Annotated in this window: 23 protein-coding genes; 10 read left to right on the top strand and 13 right to left on the bottom strand. The window is 59.5% G+C overall.

From position 1 onward, the window contains the following. Nucleotides 1-2 precede the first annotated feature (2 nt). Both GGQ88_RS16640 and GGQ88_RS16635 read right to left on the bottom strand, forming a co-directional pair. Nucleotides 3-1,058 carry a permease gene (locus tag GGQ88_RS16640; RefSeq protein ID WP_183614570.1) on the bottom strand — a complete coding sequence of 352 codons (1,056 nt, stop codon included), beginning with the start codon at nt 1,056-1,058 and terminating at the stop codon, nt 3-5. A gap of 1 nt (nt 1,059) precedes the next feature. Continuing rightward, entirely contained in the window at nt 1,060-1,374 is a 315-nt protein-coding gene (locus tag GGQ88_RS16635; protein ID WP_183614569.1) for an ArsR/SmtB family transcription factor, read from the bottom strand. Nucleotides 1,375-1,570: 196 nt separating this feature from the next. Between GGQ88_RS16635 and GGQ88_RS16630 the strand changes: the two genes are divergently transcribed. Genes GGQ88_RS16630 through arsH form a run of 6 tightly spaced genes read left to right on the top strand, consistent with a single transcriptional unit; the run spans nt 1,571 to nt 5,114 of the window. Further along, a complete protein-coding gene (locus tag GGQ88_RS16630; RefSeq protein WP_183614568.1) occupies nt 1,571-1,936 on the top strand; it encodes a hypothetical protein in 366 nt (121 codons plus the stop codon). 40 nt (nt 1,937-1,976) lie between these two features. Further along, a complete protein-coding gene (locus tag GGQ88_RS16625) occupies nt 1,977-2,306 on the top strand; it encodes an ArsR/SmtB family transcription factor (RefSeq protein WP_183614567.1) in 330 nt (109 codons plus the stop codon). Between the two features lie 15 nt (nt 2,307-2,321). Further along, nucleotides 2,322-2,843 (top strand): arsenate reductase ArsC, encoded by a 522-nt coding sequence (locus tag GGQ88_RS16620; protein ID WP_183614566.1) that lies wholly within the window; start codon nt 2,322-2,324, stop codon nt 2,841-2,843. Beyond that, nucleotides 2,840-3,271, top strand: a complete 432-nt coding sequence (arsC, locus tag GGQ88_RS16615; protein ID WP_183614565.1) for an arsenate reductase (glutaredoxin) — start codon at nt 2,840-2,842, stop codon at nt 3,269-3,271. Before GGQ88_RS16620 ends, arsC begins: the two co-directional genes overlap by 4 nt. A gap of 14 nt (nt 3,272-3,285) precedes the next feature. Next, nucleotides 3,286-4,359 carry an ACR3 family arsenite efflux transporter gene (gene arsB / locus GGQ88_RS16610; protein ID WP_183614564.1) on the top strand — a complete coding sequence of 358 codons (1,074 nt, stop codon included), beginning with the start codon at nt 3,286-3,288 and terminating at the stop codon, nt 4,357-4,359. Then, nucleotides 4,356-5,114, top strand: coding sequence for an arsenical resistance protein ArsH (arsH, locus tag GGQ88_RS16605; RefSeq protein ID WP_183614563.1), 759 nt, complete (start codon nt 4,356-4,358; stop codon nt 5,112-5,114). The genes arsB and arsH overlap by 4 nt, the downstream gene beginning before the upstream one ends. A 142-nt stretch (nt 5,115-5,256) precedes the next feature. Here arsH and GGQ88_RS16600 read toward each other — a convergent pair whose 3' ends face one another. From GGQ88_RS16600 to GGQ88_RS16585, 4 genes are all read right to left on the bottom strand, one after another. Beyond that, nucleotides 5,257-5,445 carry a YgaP family membrane protein gene (locus tag GGQ88_RS16600; RefSeq protein WP_183614562.1) on the bottom strand — a complete coding sequence of 63 codons (189 nt, stop codon included), beginning with the start codon at nt 5,443-5,445 and terminating at the stop codon, nt 5,257-5,259. A gap of 82 nt (nt 5,446-5,527) precedes the next feature. Continuing rightward, a complete protein-coding gene (locus tag GGQ88_RS16595) occupies nt 5,528-6,085 on the bottom strand; it encodes a Crp/Fnr family transcriptional regulator (protein ID WP_221214729.1) in 558 nt (185 codons plus the stop codon). A gap of 65 nt (nt 6,086-6,150) precedes the next feature. Beyond that, on the bottom strand, nt 6,151-6,930 hold the full coding sequence (locus tag GGQ88_RS16590; protein ID WP_246386158.1) for a class I SAM-dependent methyltransferase: 780 nt from the start codon (nt 6,928-6,930) through the stop codon (nt 6,151-6,153). A gap of 212 nt (nt 6,931-7,142) precedes the next feature. Then, complete coding sequence (locus GGQ88_RS16585; protein WP_183614598.1) at nt 7,143-8,894, bottom strand: chloride channel protein; 1,752 nt, start codon at nt 8,892-8,894, stop codon at nt 7,143-7,145. Nucleotides 8,895-9,005: 111 nt separating this feature from the next. Here GGQ88_RS16585 and lgt point away from each other — a divergent pair, with 111 nt between their 5' ends. After that, the gene (gene lgt / locus GGQ88_RS16580) at nt 9,006-9,857 is read left to right on the top strand and encodes a prolipoprotein diacylglyceryl transferase (protein WP_183614560.1); all 852 of its coding nucleotides are present in this window, start codon (nt 9,006-9,008) and stop codon (nt 9,855-9,857) included. A 204-nt stretch (nt 9,858-10,061) separates the two neighbouring features. Continuing rightward, on the top strand, nt 10,062-11,363 hold the full coding sequence (locus GGQ88_RS16575) for an NRAMP family divalent metal transporter (protein WP_343057250.1): 1,302 nt from the start codon (nt 10,062-10,064) through the stop codon (nt 11,361-11,363). 141 nt (nt 11,364-11,504) lie between these two features. On the opposite strand, the gene GGQ88_RS16570 is transcribed toward GGQ88_RS16575, so the two are convergent. After that, nucleotides 11,505-12,224 carry a phosphatase PAP2 family protein gene (locus GGQ88_RS16570; RefSeq protein ID WP_183614559.1) on the bottom strand — a complete coding sequence of 240 codons (720 nt, stop codon included), beginning with the start codon at nt 12,222-12,224 and terminating at the stop codon, nt 11,505-11,507. Nucleotides 12,225-12,553: 329 nt separating this feature from the next. Here GGQ88_RS16570 and GGQ88_RS16565 point away from each other — a divergent pair, with 329 nt between their 5' ends. After that, nucleotides 12,554-14,983 (top strand): plasma-membrane proton-efflux P-type ATPase, encoded by a 2,430-nt coding sequence (locus GGQ88_RS16565; RefSeq protein WP_221214728.1) that lies wholly within the window; start codon nt 12,554-12,556, stop codon nt 14,981-14,983. A 30-nt stretch (nt 14,984-15,013) separates the two neighbouring features. Here GGQ88_RS16565 and GGQ88_RS16560 read toward each other — a convergent pair whose 3' ends face one another. The 3 genes from GGQ88_RS16560 to GGQ88_RS16550 all read right to left on the bottom strand — a co-directional run bounded on the left by GGQ88_RS16560 (nt 15,014) and on the right by GGQ88_RS16550 (nt 18,029). Then, entirely contained in the window at nt 15,014-15,688 is a 675-nt protein-coding gene (locus GGQ88_RS16560) for a hypothetical protein (protein ID WP_183614557.1), read from the bottom strand. Between the two features lie 306 nt (nt 15,689-15,994). Further along, nucleotides 15,995-17,365, bottom strand: a complete 1,371-nt coding sequence (locus GGQ88_RS16555; protein WP_183614556.1) for a HAMP domain-containing sensor histidine kinase — start codon at nt 17,363-17,365, stop codon at nt 15,995-15,997. Further along, nucleotides 17,352-18,029, bottom strand: a complete 678-nt coding sequence (locus GGQ88_RS16550; protein ID WP_183614555.1) for a winged helix-turn-helix domain-containing protein — start codon at nt 18,027-18,029, stop codon at nt 17,352-17,354. Before GGQ88_RS16550 ends, GGQ88_RS16555 begins: the two co-directional genes overlap by 14 nt. 159 nt (nt 18,030-18,188) lie before the next feature. Here GGQ88_RS16550 and GGQ88_RS16545 point away from each other — a divergent pair, with 159 nt between their 5' ends. Continuing rightward, entirely contained in the window at nt 18,189-18,503 is a 315-nt protein-coding gene (locus tag GGQ88_RS16545) for a PepSY domain-containing protein (protein WP_183614554.1), read from the top strand. A 126-nt stretch (nt 18,504-18,629) separates the two neighbouring features. Here GGQ88_RS16545 and GGQ88_RS16540 read toward each other — a convergent pair whose 3' ends face one another. The 3 genes from GGQ88_RS16540 to GGQ88_RS16530 all read right to left on the bottom strand — a co-directional run bounded on the left by GGQ88_RS16540 (nt 18,630) and on the right by GGQ88_RS16530 (nt 21,240). Beyond that, nucleotides 18,630-19,406: a COG4705 family protein gene (locus GGQ88_RS16540; protein ID WP_183614553.1), complete on the bottom strand. Its 777-nt coding sequence runs from the start codon at nt 19,404-19,406 to the stop codon at nt 18,630-18,632. 83 nt (nt 19,407-19,489) lie between these two features. Further along, nucleotides 19,490-20,215: a hypothetical protein gene (locus GGQ88_RS16535; protein ID WP_183614552.1), complete on the bottom strand. Its 726-nt coding sequence runs from the start codon at nt 20,213-20,215 to the stop codon at nt 19,490-19,492. Nucleotides 20,216-20,418: 203 nt separating this feature from the next. Further along, nucleotides 20,419-21,240, bottom strand: coding sequence for an MlaA family lipoprotein (locus GGQ88_RS16530; protein WP_183614551.1), 822 nt, complete (start codon nt 21,238-21,240; stop codon nt 20,419-20,421). Nucleotide 21,241: the final 1 nt, after the last annotated feature.

Genomic DNA, 21,241 nt, shown 5'->3' with positions numbered 1-21,241 from the left:
TTTCACGAAAACAGGGCATTGAACAGATAGCCGACAGCCAGGATGCCGCAGGCGACGACCGTCACGAAGACAGCGATCAGCTTCACACTCAGCACCTTGCGCAAGATGATCATTTCGGGGAGCGACAGCGCGATCACCGACATCATGAAGGCCAGCACAGTGCCAAGCGCCGCACCCTTTCCAAGCAAGGCCTCGACCACCGGGATGATGCCTGCGGCATTGGAATACATCGGAATACCGAGCAGCACCGCTGCGGGGACCGACCACCAGGCGTCCGCACCCATGATCCGCGAGAGCAATGCGGCCGGGACATAACCGTGGATGAAGGCACCGGCCGCGATGCCTGCAATGATCCAATACCAGACTTTGCCGACGATTTCCTTGACCGCGTCCCAGCCTGCCTCAAACCGGTCGACCCAGGTCATCTCATCAGGCTGGAGTTCAACGTCGCCCGCACGGATGTTGCGAACCCACTCTTCCAGCCAACCTTCAAGGTGCAGGCGGCCGATGATCCAGCCCGAGACGATCGCGATGGTGAGACCGAATGCGAGATAGGTCAGGGCCACCCGCCACCCGACAAGGGCGAAGAGTAGACCCAGCGCCACTTCATTGATCATGGGAGCGGCGATCAGGAAAGAGAAGGTAACTCCGAGCGGCACGCCCGCCGATACGAAGCCGACAAACAGTGGCACAGCTGAGCACGAACAGAACGGCGTGAAGATGCCGAGGCCGGCAGCAGCGACATTCCCCAGCCCCTCGCGCTTGCCCGCCAGGATCGCGCGGGTGCGCTCCGGCGAGAAGAAGCTACGCACCACGCCCATCGCGAACACCACCAGGGTGAGCAGCATCAGCACCTTTGGCGTGTCGTAGAGGAAGAACTCGACTGACGAGGCCAGAGGACTGCCAGGCTCGATCGCGATCTGTCCCACCAGCCACCGCGCGAACGGGAGCAACTGACGATAGACGATGAACCACAAGGCGACCGCTGCGGTAAGTCCAGCAAACCAGGCTCCCGGCGATTTGCGGGCTCGTCCAAGCGATGCAGCAATGGTGGTCATGTCAGGCGGCCCGCTTTTTAGGTTGCGCACGTGAAAGGGGCGGCAAGGCGCGGAGGATCGTATCGATGATCTCTGTCCAGGCTTCGGGCAGGTCGGGACTGCGGCGGTAGCGTACCCACTGCGCATCCCGGCGATCGGTCACCAGACCGGCGGCCTTTAGCCGAGCCATATGGCGCGACATGCGCGACTGGGTAGCGCCCAAACGGTCCATCAACTCGCAGACGCAGTGCTCGTCACCGTCCCACATAAGTTGCAAGGCGCGCAGCCGTTTCGGCTCGGACAGGACGCCCAGCAGGTCATCGATTCTCGTATCCATAAAGCTTGCCTATGCGCTATTCCGCATATGCGCTTTGACGCAGATCATTTCTGAGCCACGCCCCGGATTGATTCTGCTCTGACCCATATTCAGGCTATTTGCTCGACACCCCAATTCTTGCTGGCTTCACTTCTGTATTTCCGATATTCCAGAATTATCGAATCGGAGAGTTCGATGTTGGAGAAAAGGGCACACGATGAAATCTGGACTTCTGGCGCTTGCAGCATTGCTGGCGTCGACCACAGCCTCTGCTGGCACCCCTGCAGCGCCGCTCGTAACCATCAACGGGAGCGGCCAAGGCAGCTGGGAAGTTCTCTGCCACGTAGCCTCTGCAGGTGGCGATGAAACGATCCGCGCCCTTGGTCCGGACCGGCCCACCTTGGCGCTCACCAGCTTGCGGCGCGCAACTTGCAACTACAAGAACGGTGCCCGCGGGCCGCTAACTATTGCCATCGTCAGCACTGCATTCGCTTGCCCGTTCACGGTTTCAGCCGATGCGTCGTGCGAAACCCAGTTCAAGCCGGGTGCTTTCGGTTCGATCGAACTGCGGCGCAAACCGTAGAACTCTTCACGGCCAGACAAATTGCGAATATGCTGGAAATATGGAATCAAATTTAGCAGTCAACGCCCTTTCGGCTCTCGCTCACGAGGGCCGTCTCGCGGTCTTCAGGCTCCTGGTCCAGGCAGGCCTCGATGGACTGCCGGCCGGCGAGATCGCGCGTAGTCTTGGCGTTCCTGCCAACACCATGTCCACGCATCTGGCAATTCTGACCCGCGCAGGGCTGGCCACGTCCGAGCGGCATAGCCGTTCAGTGGTCTACCGCGCAAACATCGAAAGCCTGCGTGCCCTGATGGTCTTCCTGGCTAAGGATTGCTGTCAGGGCCGCGAGGATCTTTGCGGGCAACTGATCATCGATCTGGCCTGCGCCTGAGCCAGGGGATTCCCGATGACTGACAAAATCTACAATGTTCTGTTTCTGTGCACAGGTAACAGCGCCCGCTCCATTCTTGCCGAAGCGGTCATGAACAAGCTTGGCGAAGGGCGCTTTCGTGCGTTCAGCGCTGGCAGCCAGCCCAAGGGCGAAGTGCATCCGATGGCGCTCTCCGTCCTTCAGAACATGGGGTTCGATACCTCGGGCATGCGCTCGAAGAGCTGGACCGAGTTCGCCCAAGCAGACGCTCCCCGGCTCGATTTCATCTTTACCGTTTGCGACAACGCAGCCGGTGAAACCTGCCCCGTCTGGCCAGGCAAGCCAATGACCGCCCACTGGGGCATCGAAGATCCGGCCTCCGTGGAAGGCGATGAGCAGCGGGCGGCATTCCTGCAAGCCCTACGCTATCTCCAGAACCGCATCTCGCTGTTTCTGACCTTGCCGCACCCGAGCATCGACGAGATGGCAATGCGCCAGAAACTTAAGGAAATCGGCGCCGCCGAAGGCGCAACTCCCCAATCCGGAGCGACCCAATGACCACCGACATCATCATCTATCACAACCCGGAATGCGGGACCTCGCGCAATGCGCTGGCGATGATCCGCAACGCGGGGATTGAACCGCACGTTGTGGAATACCTCAAGACGCCGCCCTCACGCCCGCTGCTGGAAGGCCTGATCCGCCGCGCAGGAATGCCCGCGCGTGATCTCTTGCGTGAAAAGGGCACTCCCTATGCCGAACTGGGACTTAGCAACGCCGACCTCACCGATGCCCAGCTGATCGACGCGATGATGGAGCATCCGATCCTCATTAACCGGCCGTTGGTTGTCTCGCCGCTTGGCGTGAAGCTCTGCCGCCCGTCGGAAGAGGTCCTCGATCTCATCCCGGCCGAACAGCGCGGGGCTTTTACCAAGGAAGATGGAGAGCAAGTCGTCGATGCCGCCGGCAACCGCGTCGCCAGCTAAGTTCAGGAATTTTCATGACATCGCAGCCCAAGCGCGAACGCCTGTCGTTCCTCGATCGTTACCTCACCCTTTGGATTTTCCTCGCCATGGCGCTTGGCGTTGGGTTGGGGACGACATTCTCAGGTCTGCCCCGCGCCATTGATAGCCTGTCGATTGGCACGACGAATATTCCGATCGCCATCGGCCTGATCCTGATGATGTATCCGCCGCTTGCCCGCGTGCGGTACGAGGAACTTCCGCGTGTGTTCGAGGACACGCGCGTGCTGGCAATCTCGCTCATCCAGAACTGGATCATCGGCCCGGTGCTGATGTTCGCGCTGGCTGTAATTTTCCTCAGTGACAAACCAGAATACATGACCGGCCTGATCCTGATTGGCCTCGCGCGCTGCATCGCTATGGTCATCGTCTGGAACCAGCTCGCCAAGGGTGACAACCAGTATGTCGCGGCACTCGTCGCGTTCAACTCGATCTTCCAAATCCTGTTTTTCAGCGTCTATGCTTGGTTCTTCCTCGCTTTCCTGCCGCCGCTGTTCGGGCTCGAGGGCAGCGTGATCCACGTCAGCTTCTGGACCATTGCCCAGGCCGTGCTGATCTATCTCGGGGTTCCTTTCCTCGCCGGTTTCCTCACCCGCAAATGGCTGGCGAAAGCCAAGGGCAACGAATGGTATGAGCACACCTTCCTGCCAAGGATCGGCCCGGTCACATTGGTGGCGCTGCTGTTCACCATCGTCGCGATGTTCAGCCTCAAGGGCAATGAGATCGTCACCCTGCCGGGTGACACTATCCGCATCGCCATTCCGCTGACGATCTATTTCGTCGTCCAGTTCTCGATCAGCTTCTTCATGGGCAAGCTGATCGCGGCCGATTACCCCCGCACCACAGCCGTGGCGTTCACGGCCGCGGGCAACAATTTCGAGCTGGCGATCGCGGTTGCCATCGCGGCCTTCGGGCTGGCCTCGCCGGTGGCTTTCGCGGCGGTCATTGGCCCGCTGGTCGAGGTGCCGGTGCTGATCCTGCTGGTCAACGTTGCCTTCTGGTTCGGCCGGCGCTGGTTTGCCGACACGGTTCCTGACGAGGCGCGGGCATGACCGAGTTTAGCTTCACGCGCCTGCGGGAACTCACCGACCCCGAGCATCTGCCGGCACTGCGGCCCAAATACGCCCATCGCCGCCCGGCCTTGGGTTTAGGCGAGCTTGATCCTCCGCCGCGTATTCTGCTGCTCTATGGCTCGCTGCGCGAACGTTCCTACTCGCGTCTGGTGGTCGAGGAATCGGCTCGGCTGCTGCAATTCTTTGGCTGCGAGACGCGCATCTTCGACCCCGCTGACCTGCCGATGCCCGATCAGGTGCAGGATGACGATCACCCCGCTGTTCACGAACTGCGTGAGCATGCCTTCTGGTCCGAGGGTCAGGTGTGGTGCAGCCCGGAACGGCACGGCCAGATCACCGGGATCATGAAGTCCCAGATCGATCATCTGCCATTGGCGCTGAAAGGTCGGCGGCCCACGCAGGGCCGCACATTGGCGGTGATGCAGGTTTCTGCCGGGTCGCAGTCCTTCAACAGCGTCAACACCTTGCGCGTGCTGGGCCGATGGATGCGGATGTTCACCATTCCCAATCAATCGAGCGTCGCCAAAGCCTATGAGGAGTTTGACGAGGCGGGGCGCATGAGACCGTCAAGCTATTACGACCGGATCGTCGACGTGATGGAGGAACTGGTCCGTTTCACGGTCCTGCTTCGCCCGCACGCCGAGCAACTGGTCGACCGCTATTCAGAGCGTGTAGAGAGCAACCGGCCCCTTAGAGCTGTGTCAAACATCCTCGGGTCGCTTGGCGATCGATGAGAAGTTCAAGCGGCGCGGCAGCTTCAGCGTGCCGCCTCAAAATTACCATTGTCGCTCGCCGCGCAACAGGCCCAGCGAAGCGGACCAAGCCTCCGTTTCGGGTTGGTTCGCCCTCGGTCGCCAAGCTTTTGTTGGAGCGACCTCACTGCCGCGGGCAGGTCTTTATTCCTAGAAGAGTATAGGCAGGACAGAATCCCACGATCCCGGTGAGCAGCGGCACAATGCCGATCCAGCCCCAAGGCGTGTGCGGCCCCACGAACACGAGTGCGAGCAGAACAAGTCCGACAATGACCCGCAGCAGTCGGTCCAGGCTTCCTTCGTTACGAGGCATAGCAGGCAATCCTTCTTCGTTGATAACGTCTTCAGGATTGTCTCACATGCCTCTTAAGTATGTGACTAAGTCACGCTTTTCATCAAACAGCTGGATGGGAAAGCTGATCTAAACGGTTTGGCGCCAGCACGGCTATGTGTCCGCGGGTCAGTTCTACCAGTCCATCACGAGCGAAGGCATTCAGTTGCCGGCTGACCACCTCACGAACTGAACCAATTTCGGTTGCGAGCGCTTCCTGCGTTGCCGTGACTTGGCCCTGCTCATCCATCATCCGCAACAAAGCGCGCGCCAGGCGGGCGTCGATGGGCGACAAGGCCACATCCTCAACAAGGCGCTCAAGGTCCGCAAAACGGGTCGCGACGGCGGCGAACAATTGCTGGCGAAAATCTGCATCCTGAACGACTAGTCGCTGGAACTCTCCAACCGGAACGATGTCGATCTCAAGATCGGTCTCGGCTTGCCCTTCTGCCGAATAGCTGGTGCCATTCACGAGGCAGCCGAATGTCTGAAGGCAGACTTCGCCAGGTCTTACGCGGTACAGTATGATCTCCCGGCCATTCTCAGCGGTCAGCGTCACCTTGATGGTTCCGCTGTGCACAACGACAAAACCTGAACAGGCTTGGCCTGCGTGGAACAACATAGAGCCATGCCCAACCTTCAGTAAGGCCCGGTCCCCCGATTGCGTTGGAGGTGATCCCAATTGCATTATGAGCCGGATCTGGCCTGAACCAGCCATGCCTTGGCTGGCACTGCCAACACTCCCGCGCAATAGTAGCCCGCATAGTATGCGACGAGGTCAGACCGGATTGCCGAGCGGGCGTCCGGGCCAATCTCAAGCATGGCGTCTGAAAATGAAAAGGCGGTCATAGCAAAGTCAGCGGCGTGCTCCGGCGTGCTCCCCTGCCCGCCGACCGCCTGTTTCCCGTTCCAGGACACGATATCGACATCAGTGAACCCAGCCTGAGTCAAAAGGCCAGCCAGGCGTTCGGGATCGGACAGTGCAAATGGCCCGGGAGCCGATAGATCCGGTGGTGCGAGTTCGACATGCTTTGCCGCAATCTTGCGGGCGCCGCTCATCCAGGGGTTGTCTTCGGGCGGCGCCCATACCGCCCAGTCCAGCTGACCACCTATCCGGAGGAGGCCGCGCAAGCGGGCAAATGCCGACGTCGGATCGGCAAAGAACATGACACCAAGCCGAGAGATCATGCGATCAAAGGGAGCCCCAGGCACATCGCCTTCGCCAGCATCGGCGCAAGTGAACGCTACATTTGCTATACCTCTGGCTCGGGACGTGGCCTCGTCCACCAGCATCGGTGCGATGTCGATGCCGCGAACCGAGCCCGTTGGCAGTACATCAGCTGCGGCCTTCCGGCTCGTCCAGCCACCGCCGCAACCGATGTCGACTATGCGGTCGCCCGGCAGCGGGGCTGCTCGTTCAAGCAAAGCCAGACCGAGCGGTTCGAGCATGGATTCGAACTTGTCCATGTCGCGCAACCAATGGTCGCCGCGCTCGCCTTGCCAATCTTCTGCGCCTGTTTGATCTACTTTTGCCATAGTCTCTCGCCCGAATGCCTTTTCTTGCGCAGGACACCCCTGCGCTCAATGGGTTCATTTCAGAGACTGACTATAGTGGCCGGGCGTCACGGGCAATGCAGGCGGGTCTCTATCGTGAGAGAGTTTCGAATATCTCCGACTTACTATCCTTCGCCGTAAATTTCGCGGAGCGCCCGGTCGGCTTCATCAGCATAGCGACGCTGAACATATTTCTCGGTCAATATCCCGAGCACCGCGCCTGAGGCGGAAACTACGGCAAGATCGTCCGCTTCACTTTCCTCAAAGCGTCGCATGATTTCGCCGATGCCGTCTTCAGGACTGAGAAATGCGGTCTTGAGGATTGCCAGATCTCCCACGGAACTTTCACCTGCGAGTGTCGGGGTGAATGCAACGGCCGTCGGGACCATGCCTGCATAGCGGCCTGCCTCGTCGATCAGCAGCACCCGGCTGGTTGAACCTAGCGGGAACTGACGACGGAATTCCTCAACCGCAAGCGTTGCCGAAGCAGATGGCGGAGCGCCGCGCATCATCCTCCGTGCCGTCCACGCCCGCATCCACCCAATATCCCGAGCACTTCGGACAACCTCCCCGCGCAAATGGAGGCGCCAGGTCGAGAACGAATAGCCAAAGCGGTCTCTGACAAGAGCGCTGGCGCAGAGAGATGCAGTCAGAACGGTCGCCGTGATCTCGAAATCATGCGTGGCCTCGAGCACAAGCAGCGACATGGTCATGGGACCGCCGACAATTGCCACGGCGAGCGCGGCCATGCCAACCAGTGCAGCGTCGGTGTAACTGATCGGCATGGCGCCGGGGATCATCATCCAGAGGGCCGCCAGAATCTGACCGAGTAGCGCGCCAAGGAACAGGGAAGCGAAAAACAGACCGCCGCGGAAACCGAAACCGAGCGAAATAACGGATGCCAAGGTCTTCATGACGAAGATCAGCACAAGGGCGCGCAGTGCCAATCCCGCGTCGATGGTCAGGTGGAGCGCCCCGTGCCCCGCCGACAGCGCATGCGGGGTCACCCAGGCGACCGGCATGAGCAGCACGCCGCCAAGGGCTGGTCTGGACCATTCTGGGAGTGGGGATCGCCGGACCCAAGTTTCCACGTTTGAGACCAATCGCATGATCACGATTCCGGCAATGGCAGCGACCAAGCCGAAGCCGGCATAAAGCAGATAGTCGGCGGTGGTGATCGAACGACTGCTGCTCGCTGCGATCAAATAGGGCGTCGCCCCTAGCGCTCGTGCGGTAATTACCGCAGATATCGTCGCGGCCGCGACAGGCGCAATGCTGGCCGGGGTGTAAGCACCGATCACGATCTCGAATGCGTAAAAGGCTCCTGCCAGCGGCGCGCCGAAGGCGGCCGCAATTGCCGCGCCGGCACCTGCCCCTACCAGCACGCGAAGGTCCGCACGGCGTATCCGCAATGCCTGGCCGAGCCAGGAAGCTATGCCGCCGCCGGACTGTGCGTAAGCGGCCTCCAGCCCCACTGAAGCGCCGCAGCCGTTTGAGAGCAGCGTCTGAGCCGAAATCAGCAAGGTGTCTCGCACCGGGATGCGCCCGCCGTGAAGCGCGTTGGCTTCAACAACGTCGACGGCAGCCCGTCGCCGATGAATATAGAGAGCGCCAAGGCCCAGCAGCAGACCGCCAAGGGGCAATGCGAGCAGCCGCATTGGTGCAATCTCGGTGAGGCTGCTCAACCGTGACTGGTTGTCGAGTCCATAGATCACGATCTGCAAGGCTCGGGCAATTTTGCCGAGCAACGAGGCGACAAGGCCCGCCGCAATTCCGACGACGGTGGCAAGCAGGATGAAGCTGACTTCGCTGACCCGGAACATGCGGCGGGCCAGAGCAATGGCACCCGAATAGCGAAAACTGAGTATCGAGGGCATTTGCATCATTGTTCGTGGCATCGCTGACTGCGCTGATGGTTCAGGCTAGGTTGAGTGTTCCTTGGCAACAGTGCATCGCCACCGATCCCTTCCATAGCCCAGGGCCTATTCATGAGTCTCGTGCAAGGTGCACAACACGGTATCGCGTTTACATCGCTGGGGCTCGATCCGGTCCTGCTGCAGATGGGGCCGTTTGCCTTGCGTTGGTACAGTATGGCGTACCTTGCCGGGATCGTCCTTGGCTGGCTCTACCTTATTCGCCTGTCGCAGGACGAGGACTCGCCGCTCGGACGCTCTGACGCCGACGAACTCATCACATGGGCGACCGTCGGCATCATCGCCGGCGGACGCCTGGCCTATGTCCTGTTTTACGAGCCTGCGGCCTATCTCGCGAATCCGCTCAGTATCTTCACGTTATGGCGCGGCGGGATGTCGTTTCATGGCGGCGCATTCGGGGTTGGGCTGGCGATTTTTCTCTACTGCCGAAGCCGCAAACTTTCCTGGATTCGGGTGCTCGACTATGTTGCGATGTGCGCTCCGATTGGTCTCATGCTTGGCCGGATCGCCAATTTCATCAACGGCGAGTTGTGGGGACGACCCACCACCCTTCCCTGGGGTATCATCTTTCCGGACGCCGGGCCGCTCCCGAGGCATCCAAGCCAGCTCTATGAAGCCGCTCTGGAAGGACCGCTTCTGTTTCTCGTCTTGTGGGCGCTCTATCGCTTCAGCAGCGCGAAGCAGCGGCCGGGTGTGCTGACCGGGAGTTTCGTGCTTGGCTACGGCGTTTTACGGTTTCTCGTCGAGTTCATCCGCGAGCCCGATCAGCAGTTGATCGCGTTTGCGCAGGCGACAGGTCTTCACATGGGCCAGTGGCTCTGTGTTCCAATGATTGTCGGCGGCGGCGTACTCATAGCGCGTGGCTTCAATCGGCCGGAACTCAGGCCGAGGCAACTGGCTCCTTGACCCGCACAAGCGGGACTTGCACAGGCCCGAAAAGGCAGAATCTACTCGTCGGTAGACATGCGAAACTCGTACCGTATGCCGTTGATGATGCGGTCGTCGTCCCGGCCCATGACTGGCAAGCCCATGTCCAACCAAATTGAAAAGCCAGAATTGCTGCGACGTGTATTGTTTGCAGCCGGGGTCAGCGCGTGCGAAGTCGCGCGGATGAACGACCATGCTGAAAGCGCGCTACCGAATATCGCAGCCGACATGCCTGAGCCCGTTAAGTCCAAGGGTTTTTTCGCGTTGCTCGGCCCTGGCATTGTTACGGGGGCCGCCGATGACGATCCCAGCGGGATAGCGACCTATAGTCAGGTTGGTGCCCAATTTGGCTATGGCCTGGCCTGGACGATGGTGTTTAGTTTTCCCTTGATGACCGTCATTCAAGGGGTCGCCGCGCGGATCGGCAGTGTCACCGGCGTTGGCATCGCCCGAAACTTGCGGCGACATTATCCGCGCGGGTTGCTCTATGCCGTAATCACCCTGCTCGTTGTCGCAAACGTGATCAATCTGGCAGCCGATCTAGGAGCAATGGGGTCGGCAGTGGCGCTGCTGTTTGGCGGGCCGGAGCATCTATACACCGTCGTGTTCGGCATAGCCTGCCTCTTGCTGGAGACATTCATGAGCTATGAGCGCTACGCCGCGACGCTCAAATGGGCCACCTTGTCGCTATTCGCTTATGTCGCTGTGGTGCTGACCGCAAACGTGCCCTGGGGGCCTGCGCTGATGGGCACGTTCATCCCGCACCTCCAGTTCAACGGAGCCGAGGCGATGGCGCTGGTCGCGGTGCTTGGGACGACGATCTCGCCCTATCTGTTTTTCTGGCAGAGCAGTCAGGAAGTGGAAGAGCAGCACCGTCGGCTCGTAAAGCCGCTTTGCATCGCGCCGCGAGCGGCCGGACCAGAGCTCAACCGAATCCGCACCGATACTATTGTCGGCATGGGCTTTTCAAACCTGATTGCGCTGTTCATCATCCTGGCGACAGCCGCGACATTGCATGCCAATGGTGTCACTGACATTCAAACATCTGCCCAGGCAGCGGAAGCATTGCGCCCGATTGCCGGGCCATTCGCGTTCATCCTGTTTGCCACCGGAATCATCGCGACAGGTATGCTGGCCGTTCCCGTATTGGCAGGCTCGGCAGCCTATGGTGTCGGCGAGATGGCCGACTGGCCTGTCGGACTAGCACGTCGCCCGCGCGAGGCTAAGGCATTCTATGGCATCATTGCGATCGCAACGATCATAGGCGTCGCCCTCAATTTCACGGCCATCGATCCTGTCAAGGCGCTCTACTGGAGCGCTGTTGTAAACGGCGTGCTTGCCGCACCACTCATGGCGGTAATGATGGTAATCGCGATGAACGGGCGGATTATGGGTCGCCTCACCCTCCCGTTGCCAATGGTGATAGTCGGGTGGGCTGCGACAGTGGTCATGTTCCTGGCATCAGCTGGATTCTTCCTCTTGTAGGTAACTTGGGCTTGTTGCCGGCTTGGCCCGCTCGCTGCGCGGCACAGTTGGATTGTCCAAGGGGTTTCCAGTGACGTGCTCGTCTGATTCCGCAAAACAGCATAGTGTCTCGCACAACTTGGATGCCCAAAGCCTCAATATTCACGATTGCAAACCCAACAGAAAACGGGTGGCTGCCAATCTCCACGCCAAGGCCCAGCCCGCACCGAATGCCCAACCAGCCGCCACGTCGCTAGGCCAGTGGACACCGAGATAGAGCCGCGACAGTCCGATCAGGACCGTCAGCGACATGGCAACAGCCATTATGTAGATTCGCACCGAATGGTCTTGCTCCACATCTCCAGCGAGAGCGGCGATGGTGAGATAGACCAGCGCGGAATTTGCAGCGTGGCCGGACGGAAAGCTCATCGATTGGGCAGCGACAAGATGATCGATGAGCTCTGGTCGAGGCCGTCCGAAGACATTCTTGAGAAGGAATATTGCGCCCGCGCCGGTAAGAGTTGCGGTCGCTAGCACAAGCGCGCGAGTTCTGGCGCCCTTGATGACGAGATAGGCACAGGCTGAAAAAATCAAAAGAACCAGCACGGTCGTCCCGCCGAGGCTCGATATTTCAATCATGCTTTGCTTGAGCCAGGTCGGGCCGATTGGAACATCGGGACGCCCCACTACCCGCAACGATAGTAGAATGGACGCGTCAAGTGCACGGGCGTCTCCCTCAGCCACTTCAGACCAGATCTTCAAAAACAGGAAAAAAAGGCCGGCGACAGCAGCCAGTCCAGCAAGCAATCGCAACGGCAATCCTGGGGGTATCTGATTGCGACAGGGTTGCATTGGCAGCATCGTCATTCCTTTTTCGATCATATAGCACGCGGAGCGAAAATGCCGGGTGCGAGCTGATCATCAGCCTTCGGCAAAATAATCTCGCTGCAGGCCTGGTCATGCTATTAGCAGACTTGCTTGCAGGACTTCCGCGCGATCGACCGGTGCCAGCACCGACCCTTTTGGCCGGGATTCGCTCGCCGCGCTTGCACTCATCCTCATGCCGGCACTGAACTGCGCAAGTTGCGCTGACCTGGTTCGCCGGGGAAACGATTGAAAGGATGTTCATTATGGGCCCCCTCCCAAATGAGTCCGATACGAAGCTTCAAGTTGCAAAGCCGGCGATCGGCAGCGCTCCATTGATAGCGGACATGACGGTTTCCCAAGCGCTTGCTGCGCTCCATGTGAACACTGTCGTCGGGCTGACAGGGGCCGAGATCGAACGGCGGCGGGGTGAGCACGGCTACAACGAAGTCACGCAAGCCAAGCACCATCCCGTCCGGGATTTCCTGAAGAAGTTCTGGGGAGTCTCGGCATGGATGCTCGAACTCATCATGATCCTGTCGGCCGTGCTCGGAAACTATTCCGATCTGGCGGTTGTCGGCACCCTGCTGGTGGTCAACGCCGTCCTCGGCTTCTTCCAGGAACAACGCGCGGCCGGTGTCGTCGAGACGCTGCGCAAGCGCCTGCAGGTCAGCGCACGGACCCTTCGCGATTCCAGTTGGCAGGTCGTTCCCGCCCGTGAACTCCTGCCGGGTGACATCGTCCGCATCCGCCCCGGCGACATCATCCCTGCCGATGTGAAGCTGCTGGCGGGCGACATGAGCCTTGATCAGTCAGCCCTCACGGGAGAATCAAAGGAAGCCCACAAAGCTATAGGCGACGTCCTTTCATCGGGCTCGATCGTCCGCCACGGCGAAGGTGATGCCGTTGTCATCCTGACCGGTGCAAATACCTTTTTCGGCCGCACCACCGAATTGGTTCAAGAAGCGCGCCCCAAGCTTCACATCGAAGCCGTCGTCGCCGGGATCGTGCGCTGGCTCTTTGCGATCGTCGGGGTTCTGCTGGGCATCGTCCTCGTGCTGTCGCTGATCCGCGGCGTGTCGCTCGTCGAGATGGTCCCGCTCCTGCTGGTCCTGCTGATGGGCGCCGTGCCGGTTGCGCTGCCGGTCATGTTCACTGTCAGCATGGCGTTTGGATCGAAGGAACTGGCGCGGCGCGGCGTGCTCGTTACCCGGCTTAGCGCCACTGAGGACGCAGCGACCATGGATGTTCTCTGTGTCGACAAGACCGGCACGATCACGATGAACCAGTTAACCGTCACCGGTGTCTCCCCGCTGGATAAAGCTACGGAAGCCGAAGTCCTGCGGGTCGGCGCACTCGCTTCACAGGCAGCCAATCAGGACCCGATCGATCTCGCCTTTCTGGCAGCGGCAAAGGACAGGAAGGCGTTCGATGGCACGCCTGCCACCAAAACCATTTCATTCATCCCCTTCGACGCGAAAACCCGCCTGACTGAAGCGCTCATTGAGGAAAATGGACAACGTCTGCGGGTGATGAAGGGGGCCGTGCGCACCATTGCCGAAGCTTGCGGTCTCCAGCCGCCAGCGATCGAGGCGCTCGAGAAGCATATGAGCGATGCGGCGGCGAAAGGCTATCGCACGCTTGCGGTCGCGCGCGGCGGTGAAAGGGACACGCCCGCCCTGGTGGGGCTGGTTTCCCTCTATGATCCGCCACGACCGGATGCCCGCCAACTCATCGCCACGCTCCGCGCGATGGGCGTTCAGGTCAAGATGCTCACCGGCGATGCCCTCGCGGTGGCCCGCGAGATCGGCCAGGGGGTCGGCCTGGCCAACATCCAGCGTGTCGCCGATCTCAAGGCAGCAAAGCTTCAGGCGGGGGAAAAGGATGCCGATCTTTTTGCTGGCGCCGACGGCTTTGCCGAGGTCTATCCTGAAGACAAATACACCGTGGTTAGCCAATTGCAGGCGGCAGGCCACGTCGTCGGCATGACCGGCGACGGGGTCAACGATTCCCCTGCCTTGCGCCAGGCGGAAGTTGGTATCGCGGTCAGCACCGCCACCGACGTCGCCAAGGGGGCGGCCAGCGTTGTCCTGACCGATCCCGGGCTGACCAACATCGTGGCACTGGTCGAGCAAGGACGCACGATCTACCAGCGCATCCTGACCTGGGTCATCAACAAGATCAGCCGCACAATCCTGAAGTCGGCCTTTGTCGCCATCGCCTTTATCGTGACGGGTAAATTCGTCGTCTCGGCCTTTGCAATGCTTCTGCTCGTATTCCTGACCGACTTTGCCAAGGTATCGCTGTCCACGGACAATGTCCGGCCGTCCCAGAGCCCCGAGACGTGGAACATCGGCGGCTTTATCCAGGTGTCGGTCATTCTCGGCATCGCCATGGTGGCCGAGGCGCTCCTGCTCTTGTGGATCGGCTGGACCAAGTTTGGCCTGGCCACCAACGACGCCGCGCTGCACACGTTCAGCTTTCTCATGCTGCTGTATTTCGCGGTGTTCTCGGTCATATCCGCCAGAGAGCGCAGCTGGTTCTGGGTATCGCTACCCAGCCGGACGTTCATGCTCGCCCTGTCAGCGGATGCCCTGATCGGCACGGCTCTGACAACGGTGGGGATCAAGGGGCTTGCCAGCGAGCCCTGGTGGCAGACCCTGGCAATTTTTGTTTACGCCTTCATCTCCTGCCTGATCGTGAACGACGCTTTGAAGGTCGTGATGATCCGATGGCGCGTGCCGCACGCGACAGGGCAAAGTCCGTTGCGCAAGTGACCGCAACTACCCCTCGGTCATGTTGCCGTTTTAAGCCTGGCTGTCAGATGCATGAAGCGTTACCAACCGCGCCAGCAATGTCGCCGGGTATAACTGCCCAATCACGGACTCAAGGGCGGCAAGACTTCGAACAAAGGGATGTTGTGCCACGATGTCGCTCGCACCGGTGGTGAGAGCACTGAGGCTGAAGTAGAGCAACTCGCTGAATTGCTCGCGTTGGCCGCCGGGCAGGCCCTTGAACGAGGGATGGATGGTGACCGCCATCAGCCGATAAAGGCTTGCGAAAATCAGTGCAACATAGAGGTAAAAGATCACGGCACCAAGAATGCGATGGATCGTGACCTTGCCGGGCGCAAAAGCAGCATAGGCAACGACGACCGCGACAATCGAATCAAACACCAGGGTGGCGATGATCTTACTAAGGACAAAGGCTGCAGCTGTTTCTCCCAGCTGCCAGTGGAGCGAGACCAGAAGCGTAGCTAGATAAGATATCGCAATCGCTATCCGCACCACTAGATTGCGCGCAACGATGAATATGGTTGTCGCGGCAAGCCCAAGCCGCAGCATTTCGGTAAGCTGCACAGACGTCGACTGGGTAGCTGCCAGCGGAGCGACAATGAAAATAATTCCGATCTGGATTGCAAGGATGAAGCTCAGGCCTGCATCACCACTGCCAAGCCATGTCATCTCGCTTCGTGCTGCCATATCCAGCCACCTTTAACTCACTATATATGCTGTATGAAATTACTTGTGGATCAGGGCGGTCAGACCGGCGGGCAAGCATTATTTGAACTGACACTTACGGCAGCTGAACACCCGCTGGTCGCGCCAAAAGAACTGGCTGCCAAGCGACCATGGCCCTGTGAACAGGGCCGCAATGGGGCCCATTCGTCAACCTCCCAGATCAACCCATGATAACCCAATTCGAGGATCGGCCGAAGCGGGTCGCCAGCAATCTCCTTGCCGGTTGGTCATTTTACGATGGCAGGGCTGAAACACTCTGATTGCGGATCAGCCTCCAAAAGTCATTTCGACGCGCAGCCCTGGGCAATTATCAGACAGCAACAGCTGTCCGCCATGAAGCGAGGCGATGGCGGATACGAGGGCAAGTCCCAGACCGGCACCCTGCGTGTGACGGCTCTCATCGAGACGGTAAAACCGCTGCAAGACCTTATCGCGTTCTGTGGCTGGAATGCCGGGGCCGTTATCGGCCACGGCAACCACAACACCGCTCATCGCGCGGCTCACTGACAAGCATATGTGGCTACCTGGCGGAGTGTGGACCAGCGCATTCTCGGTCAGGTTGGTAATCGCCTGGGTTAGCAATTCTGCGTCGCCCTGCACCGTCACGTCAGACGCAATATCCGCTGACAGGGTATGATGTGTGTCCTCGGCCACCGGAAGATAGGCGCGGAACACCCGATTGAGGATTTCGCTCAGATCGACCTCGCCAAAACGTTGCTTTCCGGCCCCTGCCTCAAGCGAACTTATGCGCAAAAGTGCGCGGAAGATCGCGAGAATCGAATCCGTCTCGGCAATGGCCGCCTCGACCTGCTCCTCGGTAACGGGTTCCGCCCCGGAAAGACCCGCCTTCATATCCTCGAGCCGCTGCCGCAATCGGGTCAACGGCGTCCGCAAATCATGGGCAATGTCGGTTGAGACTTGTCGCAGTCCCGCCATGAGACTTTCGATCCGGTCAAGCATGAGGTTGAGGTTCGTGGACAGGCCGTCGAACTCGGGGCTCATTCCGATCGCTGGCAGTCTTTCAGACAGGCTTCCCTGCATGATCCGCTCGACTGCGCGATTGACACGGTCGAGGCGGCGCAAGAAAATCGTTCCAACCACCAGGCCGCCGATCAACGCCAGCAGACTGATCCCGATCCCGAATTCGATCGTCGACAGGCCGAGGGCCCGCCGCAAATCCTTGAGGTCAGATGTGTCACTGCCGACGACCAGGATTGCTCCGTCATTCAGGCGCACCCCCACGGTCATCAACGAGACCGCCGCGCCGTCACCTTCGTCGCCATGGTCAATCGCGGGCAGGACCAGATCGTAGCTGCCGACGCGCGCTGCGGCAGCGGGAATGCTGCCGGCGAGGCGATGGGCTTGGTTATCGACCAACAAGTAGCGGATCTGGTGTTCGCGCACCGCCTGCTCGCGCAGTGTAATGGATCGGATCAGATCCCCCCGCCCCGCAGTCCGGTCCTCGCCCTGCAGCACGGCGAGCTCGGCTGCGACGCTATCGCTGGCTACCTCGGTGGCATAGCGGCCCACCGATCGTTCAACCTCTACGAGCAGAACGCCGGTTCCGATCGCGAAGATCGCGGCGATCAGGATGGCAAAGCGGAATGCGCCGCTGCGCAGCAGGCTAAGTTTCCGCATCGAGGCGGTATCCTGCGTTGCGCACGGTATGAATCAAGTCACGATCGAATCCGCGATCCACTTTCGCCCGGAGCCGGCTCATGTGGCTCTCGATCAGATTGGTGCCCGGATCGAAATGGAACGACCAGACATTTTCCAGCAGCATGGTGCGGGTCACGATCTCACCGGCATGGCGGATCAGATATTCGAGCAGCTTGTATTCCTGCTGTTGTAGATCGATCCGGCGTCCGGCGCGCGTGACCGTGCGCTTGAGCAGATCGACTTCCAGATCGGCGACTGACAATCGGGTCACTGCATCCTGAATCGGCGGTCGCCGCCCAAGCGCCGCGACGCGAGCGAGCAATTCACTACCAGCGAAGGGCTTGACCAGATAGTCGTCCGCGCCTGTCTCCAGGCCCTCGACCCTATCGTCGACATTGTCCATCGCGGTCAGGAAGATCGCCGGTGTGAGAACTCCGGCCGAACGCAGCGCCTTCAGCACACTCAGGCCATCCACGCCCGGAACCATCCGGTCGAGAATGAGTACGCCATAACTATTGCTCGTTCCCAGGAAAATTGCGTCCGGTCCGTTGCTGCAGGTGTCGATGACATGACCTGCCGCCCGCAGGACTTTGGCTACATGATCTCGCGTATCTGCGTCATCTTCGAGCAACAGCAGCTTCACTTCTGTGGCCTTTCGATGCGGCAATTCTCTGGTCGCGCTCAGTCAGCGCCAGGATGCACCGCAACACAAGTTGGCAATTCCCAATCTTGACGCGAACGTGGGCGAACGTCCGGTCCTTTAACAAGCAGCGCAAGGCACTTCAGCCTTTGGAGAATGACCATGCGTAAGTTTCTCGTTCTTGGCGCCATCGCCATGCTGGCTGCTACTGGCGTGGCCGCAGCCCCGGCCAAACACGGTCTCACGGGCGCCGAGCTCGCCCCGCAAGCCCGTGTCACGCTGGCCGCTGCCCGCGCCGCTGCGCTCAAGGCGCATCCCGGCGTGATCACCGATCAGGAGCTCGAGAAGGAAGCAGGCGGGACCGGCCTGCGCTACTCCTTCGACATCAAGAGCCACGGCAAGACATTCGAAGTCGGTGTTGATGCTGTTACCGGCCGGGTTCTCGAGAACGCCGCGGAAGGCCCGAACCCTGATTGATCGACCAACTGTGCGTCCGTTCGCCTCCACGCAATTGCGTGGAGGCGAACGGTACACATCCGGCGCTAAAGCCAAAGTTGCGTCAATTTACATTGTCCCAGCGGCGAAGGCTGACCGAGAGGCTCATCACCGACCTTCAACGCCGATAGGGCTGTCGATTTTCGATTTGCTGAGATAGATCACCAGACAGACGATGATGATGAGGAAGACACCACTGGTCGGCATTGTTCCGAAACCAAGTCCGCCCGCATCCTTTGCCTGGGTCAACAAGTCTCCAATCGATGCACCAAGCGGCCGGGTCAGGATATAGGCCAGCCAGAATGCAATCACCGGACCAAGCCATCGAGCATAATAGATTGCTGCGATCAACGCTATAACGCCTCCAAAAATCACACTGGCGGTCAGATAGCCCTGCCCCAATTTTTCAGACACCAGATCGCCGCCGGCCGTCCCCAGCGCGAAGGTGAATAAGATCGCTGCCCAATAGAACGCTTCGCGGCGCACACTGTCGATATCGTGAATCGAGAGCGTATGTTCACTGCGGTGCCAAATCATGAATGTCGTGATCAAAGCGAGCGTGAAGATTACGGTCGAGGCGTAGAGGCTCACACCAAGCTCATCGGTTAGCGTGTCGGTCAGTAAAGTGCCTACAACGCTCAGGAACACAACGACCAACCAGTATTGCCACGGTACGTAGTGGTCATTCCGCATCTGAATGATCAGCACCAGAGCCAACAGGCCAGTCATGGCGACTGATGTACCGTTTAGGCCGAGACCCAACCGGATGTTTAGGAAATCAGCGCCGGTCTCACCCACGGTCGTAGCCAGAATCTTGATGATCCAGAAATATAGAGTAACCTGAGGTACCTTGTTGAGCATCTGCGCGTTCTGGCTATCGGCCATGTTTGCATCGTCCTTACGGCTGATATTTTGCAGGGATCCCGCCAGGAATCACTTGCGGCATCGGCATCTCATGCTGGTGACTGTCAATGTTTGTCGAAATAGCTCTCGAGCCCATCAACCAAGTCGAGTTCGCGCGTCGACGCAGACATTGCCAATTTGGCATCTTTGCGCGCGCTCGCCGTCCGCATGTCACTCAGCGCTTGGGACATGTCCTTGCGCAGCGTTGCGTCGCCCACCTTGGATGATATCTGCTGCCACTGCCCGTCAGCGAAATCGATCGTGCGAACGGTATCGACCCACCTTGCCGGAGAAGCCTTGAGATCGGCCTGAAAGCGGAAACCCGCATAATCGAGCAGGCTGACCTGCTTGGGAACCTTCAATTGCGTTCCGACATTGCTGACGAGTGTGCGATAGGCTTCTACCGCCGCGATCGCGAGATCGGCGCGATTGTTGCCGGCACGCGCGGCGTCAATGGCAGCGACCTGGCTTGCAAGCACTTTCGCCTGAGGCGGTGCCAGCAACCTTGCCGCACCTGCGGCGCTGATTCTGGCTTTGGCGATGAAATCGTCGAGCTTCACCGTATCGCCAACAAACGCGTTCTCGGTCAGGCCTTCGAACGGCTCTGCTGCTGCCATCAACGCTGACGACTGTGCATCCGCATCATTTGCAGCGGGAGTGGGAATTTGGCCGCTCGCTGCTGCGTTGGTCGGACTAGCGGTCTGATTGCTGGACGGGTTTGCGTGGCACCCGGCAAGCGAAACCACGAGCGCGGTTGAAATCACGGCGATACTCTTGATTTTGTGAACCATGGCGCATCGATCCCAAGTTGAGTGATGTATCTAATGTAGTCTCGGTATCGAAGTTTCGCCAGATGCGCCATCTTGGTTCGCAATGTTGGCAATTTGTATATTTCAAATGTTTAAATTCAGCGTGAATATATTCAATACATTGCACCCACCCAATGCGATTAGATGCATGACTCGTTATGTACCGCACTGATCCTGTGGAAAATCTACGTTTGATTTTTATTGTGGTTATGCAATCCGTCAATCTCCGCTTGGCGTTTACGCAGGTATAAAGTGCGGCGTGCAAGATATGGATCATCCGATTCCCTGATATCTCGAAGTTGCTGATCAAATTCGGCTCGGCTGTCCAAGGCGGAAGCGACACCTGTAGGGGCGGTATAGGCAGGCTGTCCAAAAGGCTTGCCAACCGCCGTCGGCAGCACCAACCGATCGAGCGTGCCGCCGATCAAATCGCGCACCGTGGTCGGGCCGATCAGCGGAAGGTAAAGATATGCGCCTGGCCTGATGCCGTAATACCCAAGCGTATCGCCAAATCCGTTCGGGCGATTGGGCAGATTGAATGGGCGGCGCTTGGCTACGTCGAGCAGCCCGCCAAGGCCAACTGTTGAGTTTATCGCAAAGCGAGCTGCGGTCTCACCGGACTTGCCTGGCTTCCCCTGCAGAAGAAAATTCACAAAAACGACCGGTTGATGGAGATTGCCGAGCACGTTTCTGATGCCAAGCCGCACAGGCTTCGGCACGATGTGCTTATAGCCTAGCGCGACTGGTCCCACGAAGGCCTTGTCAACCGCTTGGGTCGCTTCGAAAGACTTCTCGTTTACGTGCGCCAGGGGATCAGTGGCTGTCGGGTGATGCAGCGCGGTCACCACAATCTCTCCCCCGTCCGAACCTGCGGCGGGATCGGAAGGCGGCACTCCTGAGCCTGATTGCGACTCCACCTCCTGGGCGACGCCATTGACTGCAGGAGGAGCTGCAATCGCACTCGCCTGTGCTGCAAAAACGGCGGCAACCATCAGAGGACTAAGCATG

This window comes from Novosphingobium hassiacum, assembly GCF_014196055.1.
In the GTDB taxonomy this organism is placed as follows: domain Bacteria; phylum Pseudomonadota; class Alphaproteobacteria; order Sphingomonadales; family Sphingomonadaceae; genus Novosphingobium; species Novosphingobium hassiacum.
This window is presented reverse-complemented; position numbering and strand designations above follow the sequence as displayed.

What these genes read in the sequence shown, in the direction of transcription:
- GGQ88_RS16640 (WP_183614570.1), bottom strand. Translation starts at nt 1,058, where the DNA reads ATGACCACCATTGCTGCATCGCTTGGACGAGCCCGCAAATCGCCGGGA.
- GGQ88_RS16635 (WP_183614569.1), bottom strand. Translation starts at nt 1,374, where the DNA reads ATGGATACGAGAATCGATGACCTGCTGGGCGTCCTGTCCGAGCCGAAA.
- GGQ88_RS16630 (WP_183614568.1), top strand. Translation starts at nt 1,571, where the DNA reads ATGAAATCTGGACTTCTGGCGCTTGCAGCATTGCTGGCGTCGACCACA.
- GGQ88_RS16625 (WP_183614567.1), top strand. Translation starts at nt 1,977, where the DNA reads ATGGAATCAAATTTAGCAGTCAACGCCCTTTCGGCTCTCGCTCACGAG.
- GGQ88_RS16620 (WP_183614566.1), top strand. Translation starts at nt 2,322, where the DNA reads ATGACTGACAAAATCTACAATGTTCTGTTTCTGTGCACAGGTAACAGC.
- arsC (WP_183614565.1), top strand. Translation starts at nt 2,840, where the DNA reads ATGACCACCGACATCATCATCTATCACAACCCGGAATGCGGGACCTCG.
- arsB (WP_183614564.1), top strand. Translation starts at nt 3,286, where the DNA reads ATGACATCGCAGCCCAAGCGCGAACGCCTGTCGTTCCTCGATCGTTAC.
- arsH (WP_183614563.1), top strand. Translation starts at nt 4,356, where the DNA reads ATGACCGAGTTTAGCTTCACGCGCCTGCGGGAACTCACCGACCCCGAG.
- GGQ88_RS16600 (WP_183614562.1), bottom strand. Translation starts at nt 5,445, where the DNA reads ATGCCTCGTAACGAAGGAAGCCTGGACCGACTGCTGCGGGTCATTGTC.
- GGQ88_RS16595 (WP_221214729.1), bottom strand. Translation starts at nt 6,085, where the DNA reads ATGTTGTTCCACGCAGGCCAAGCCTGTTCAGGTTTTGTCGTTGTGCAC.
- GGQ88_RS16590 (WP_246386158.1), bottom strand. Translation starts at nt 6,930, where the DNA reads ATGGACAAGTTCGAATCCATGCTCGAACCGCTCGGTCTGGCTTTGCTT.
- GGQ88_RS16585 (WP_183614598.1), bottom strand. Translation starts at nt 8,894, where the DNA reads ATGCCCTCGATACTCAGTTTTCGCTATTCGGGTGCCATTGCTCTGGCC.
- lgt (WP_183614560.1), top strand. Translation starts at nt 9,006, where the DNA reads ATGAGTCTCGTGCAAGGTGCACAACACGGTATCGCGTTTACATCGCTG.
- GGQ88_RS16575 (WP_343057250.1), top strand. Translation starts at nt 10,062, where the DNA reads ATGAACGACCATGCTGAAAGCGCGCTACCGAATATCGCAGCCGACATG.
- GGQ88_RS16570 (WP_183614559.1), bottom strand. Translation starts at nt 12,224, where the DNA reads ATGATCGAAAAAGGAATGACGATGCTGCCAATGCAACCCTGTCGCAAT.
- GGQ88_RS16565 (WP_221214728.1), top strand. Translation starts at nt 12,554, where the DNA reads ATGACGGTTTCCCAAGCGCTTGCTGCGCTCCATGTGAACACTGTCGTC.
- GGQ88_RS16560 (WP_183614557.1), bottom strand. Translation starts at nt 15,688, where the DNA reads ATGGCAGCACGAAGCGAGATGACATGGCTTGGCAGTGGTGATGCAGGC.
- GGQ88_RS16555 (WP_183614556.1), bottom strand. Translation starts at nt 17,365, where the DNA reads ATGCGGAAACTTAGCCTGCTGCGCAGCGGCGCATTCCGCTTTGCCATC.
- GGQ88_RS16545 (WP_183614554.1), top strand. Translation starts at nt 18,189, where the DNA reads ATGCGTAAGTTTCTCGTTCTTGGCGCCATCGCCATGCTGGCTGCTACT.
- GGQ88_RS16540 (WP_183614553.1), bottom strand. Translation starts at nt 19,406, where the DNA reads ATGGCCGATAGCCAGAACGCGCAGATGCTCAACAAGGTACCTCAGGTT.
- GGQ88_RS16535 (WP_183614552.1), bottom strand. Translation starts at nt 20,215, where the DNA reads ATGGTTCACAAAATCAAGAGTATCGCCGTGATTTCAACCGCGCTCGTG.
- GGQ88_RS16530 (WP_183614551.1), bottom strand. Translation starts at nt 21,240, where the DNA reads ATGCTTAGTCCTCTGATGGTTGCCGCCGTTTTTGCAGCACAGGCGAGT.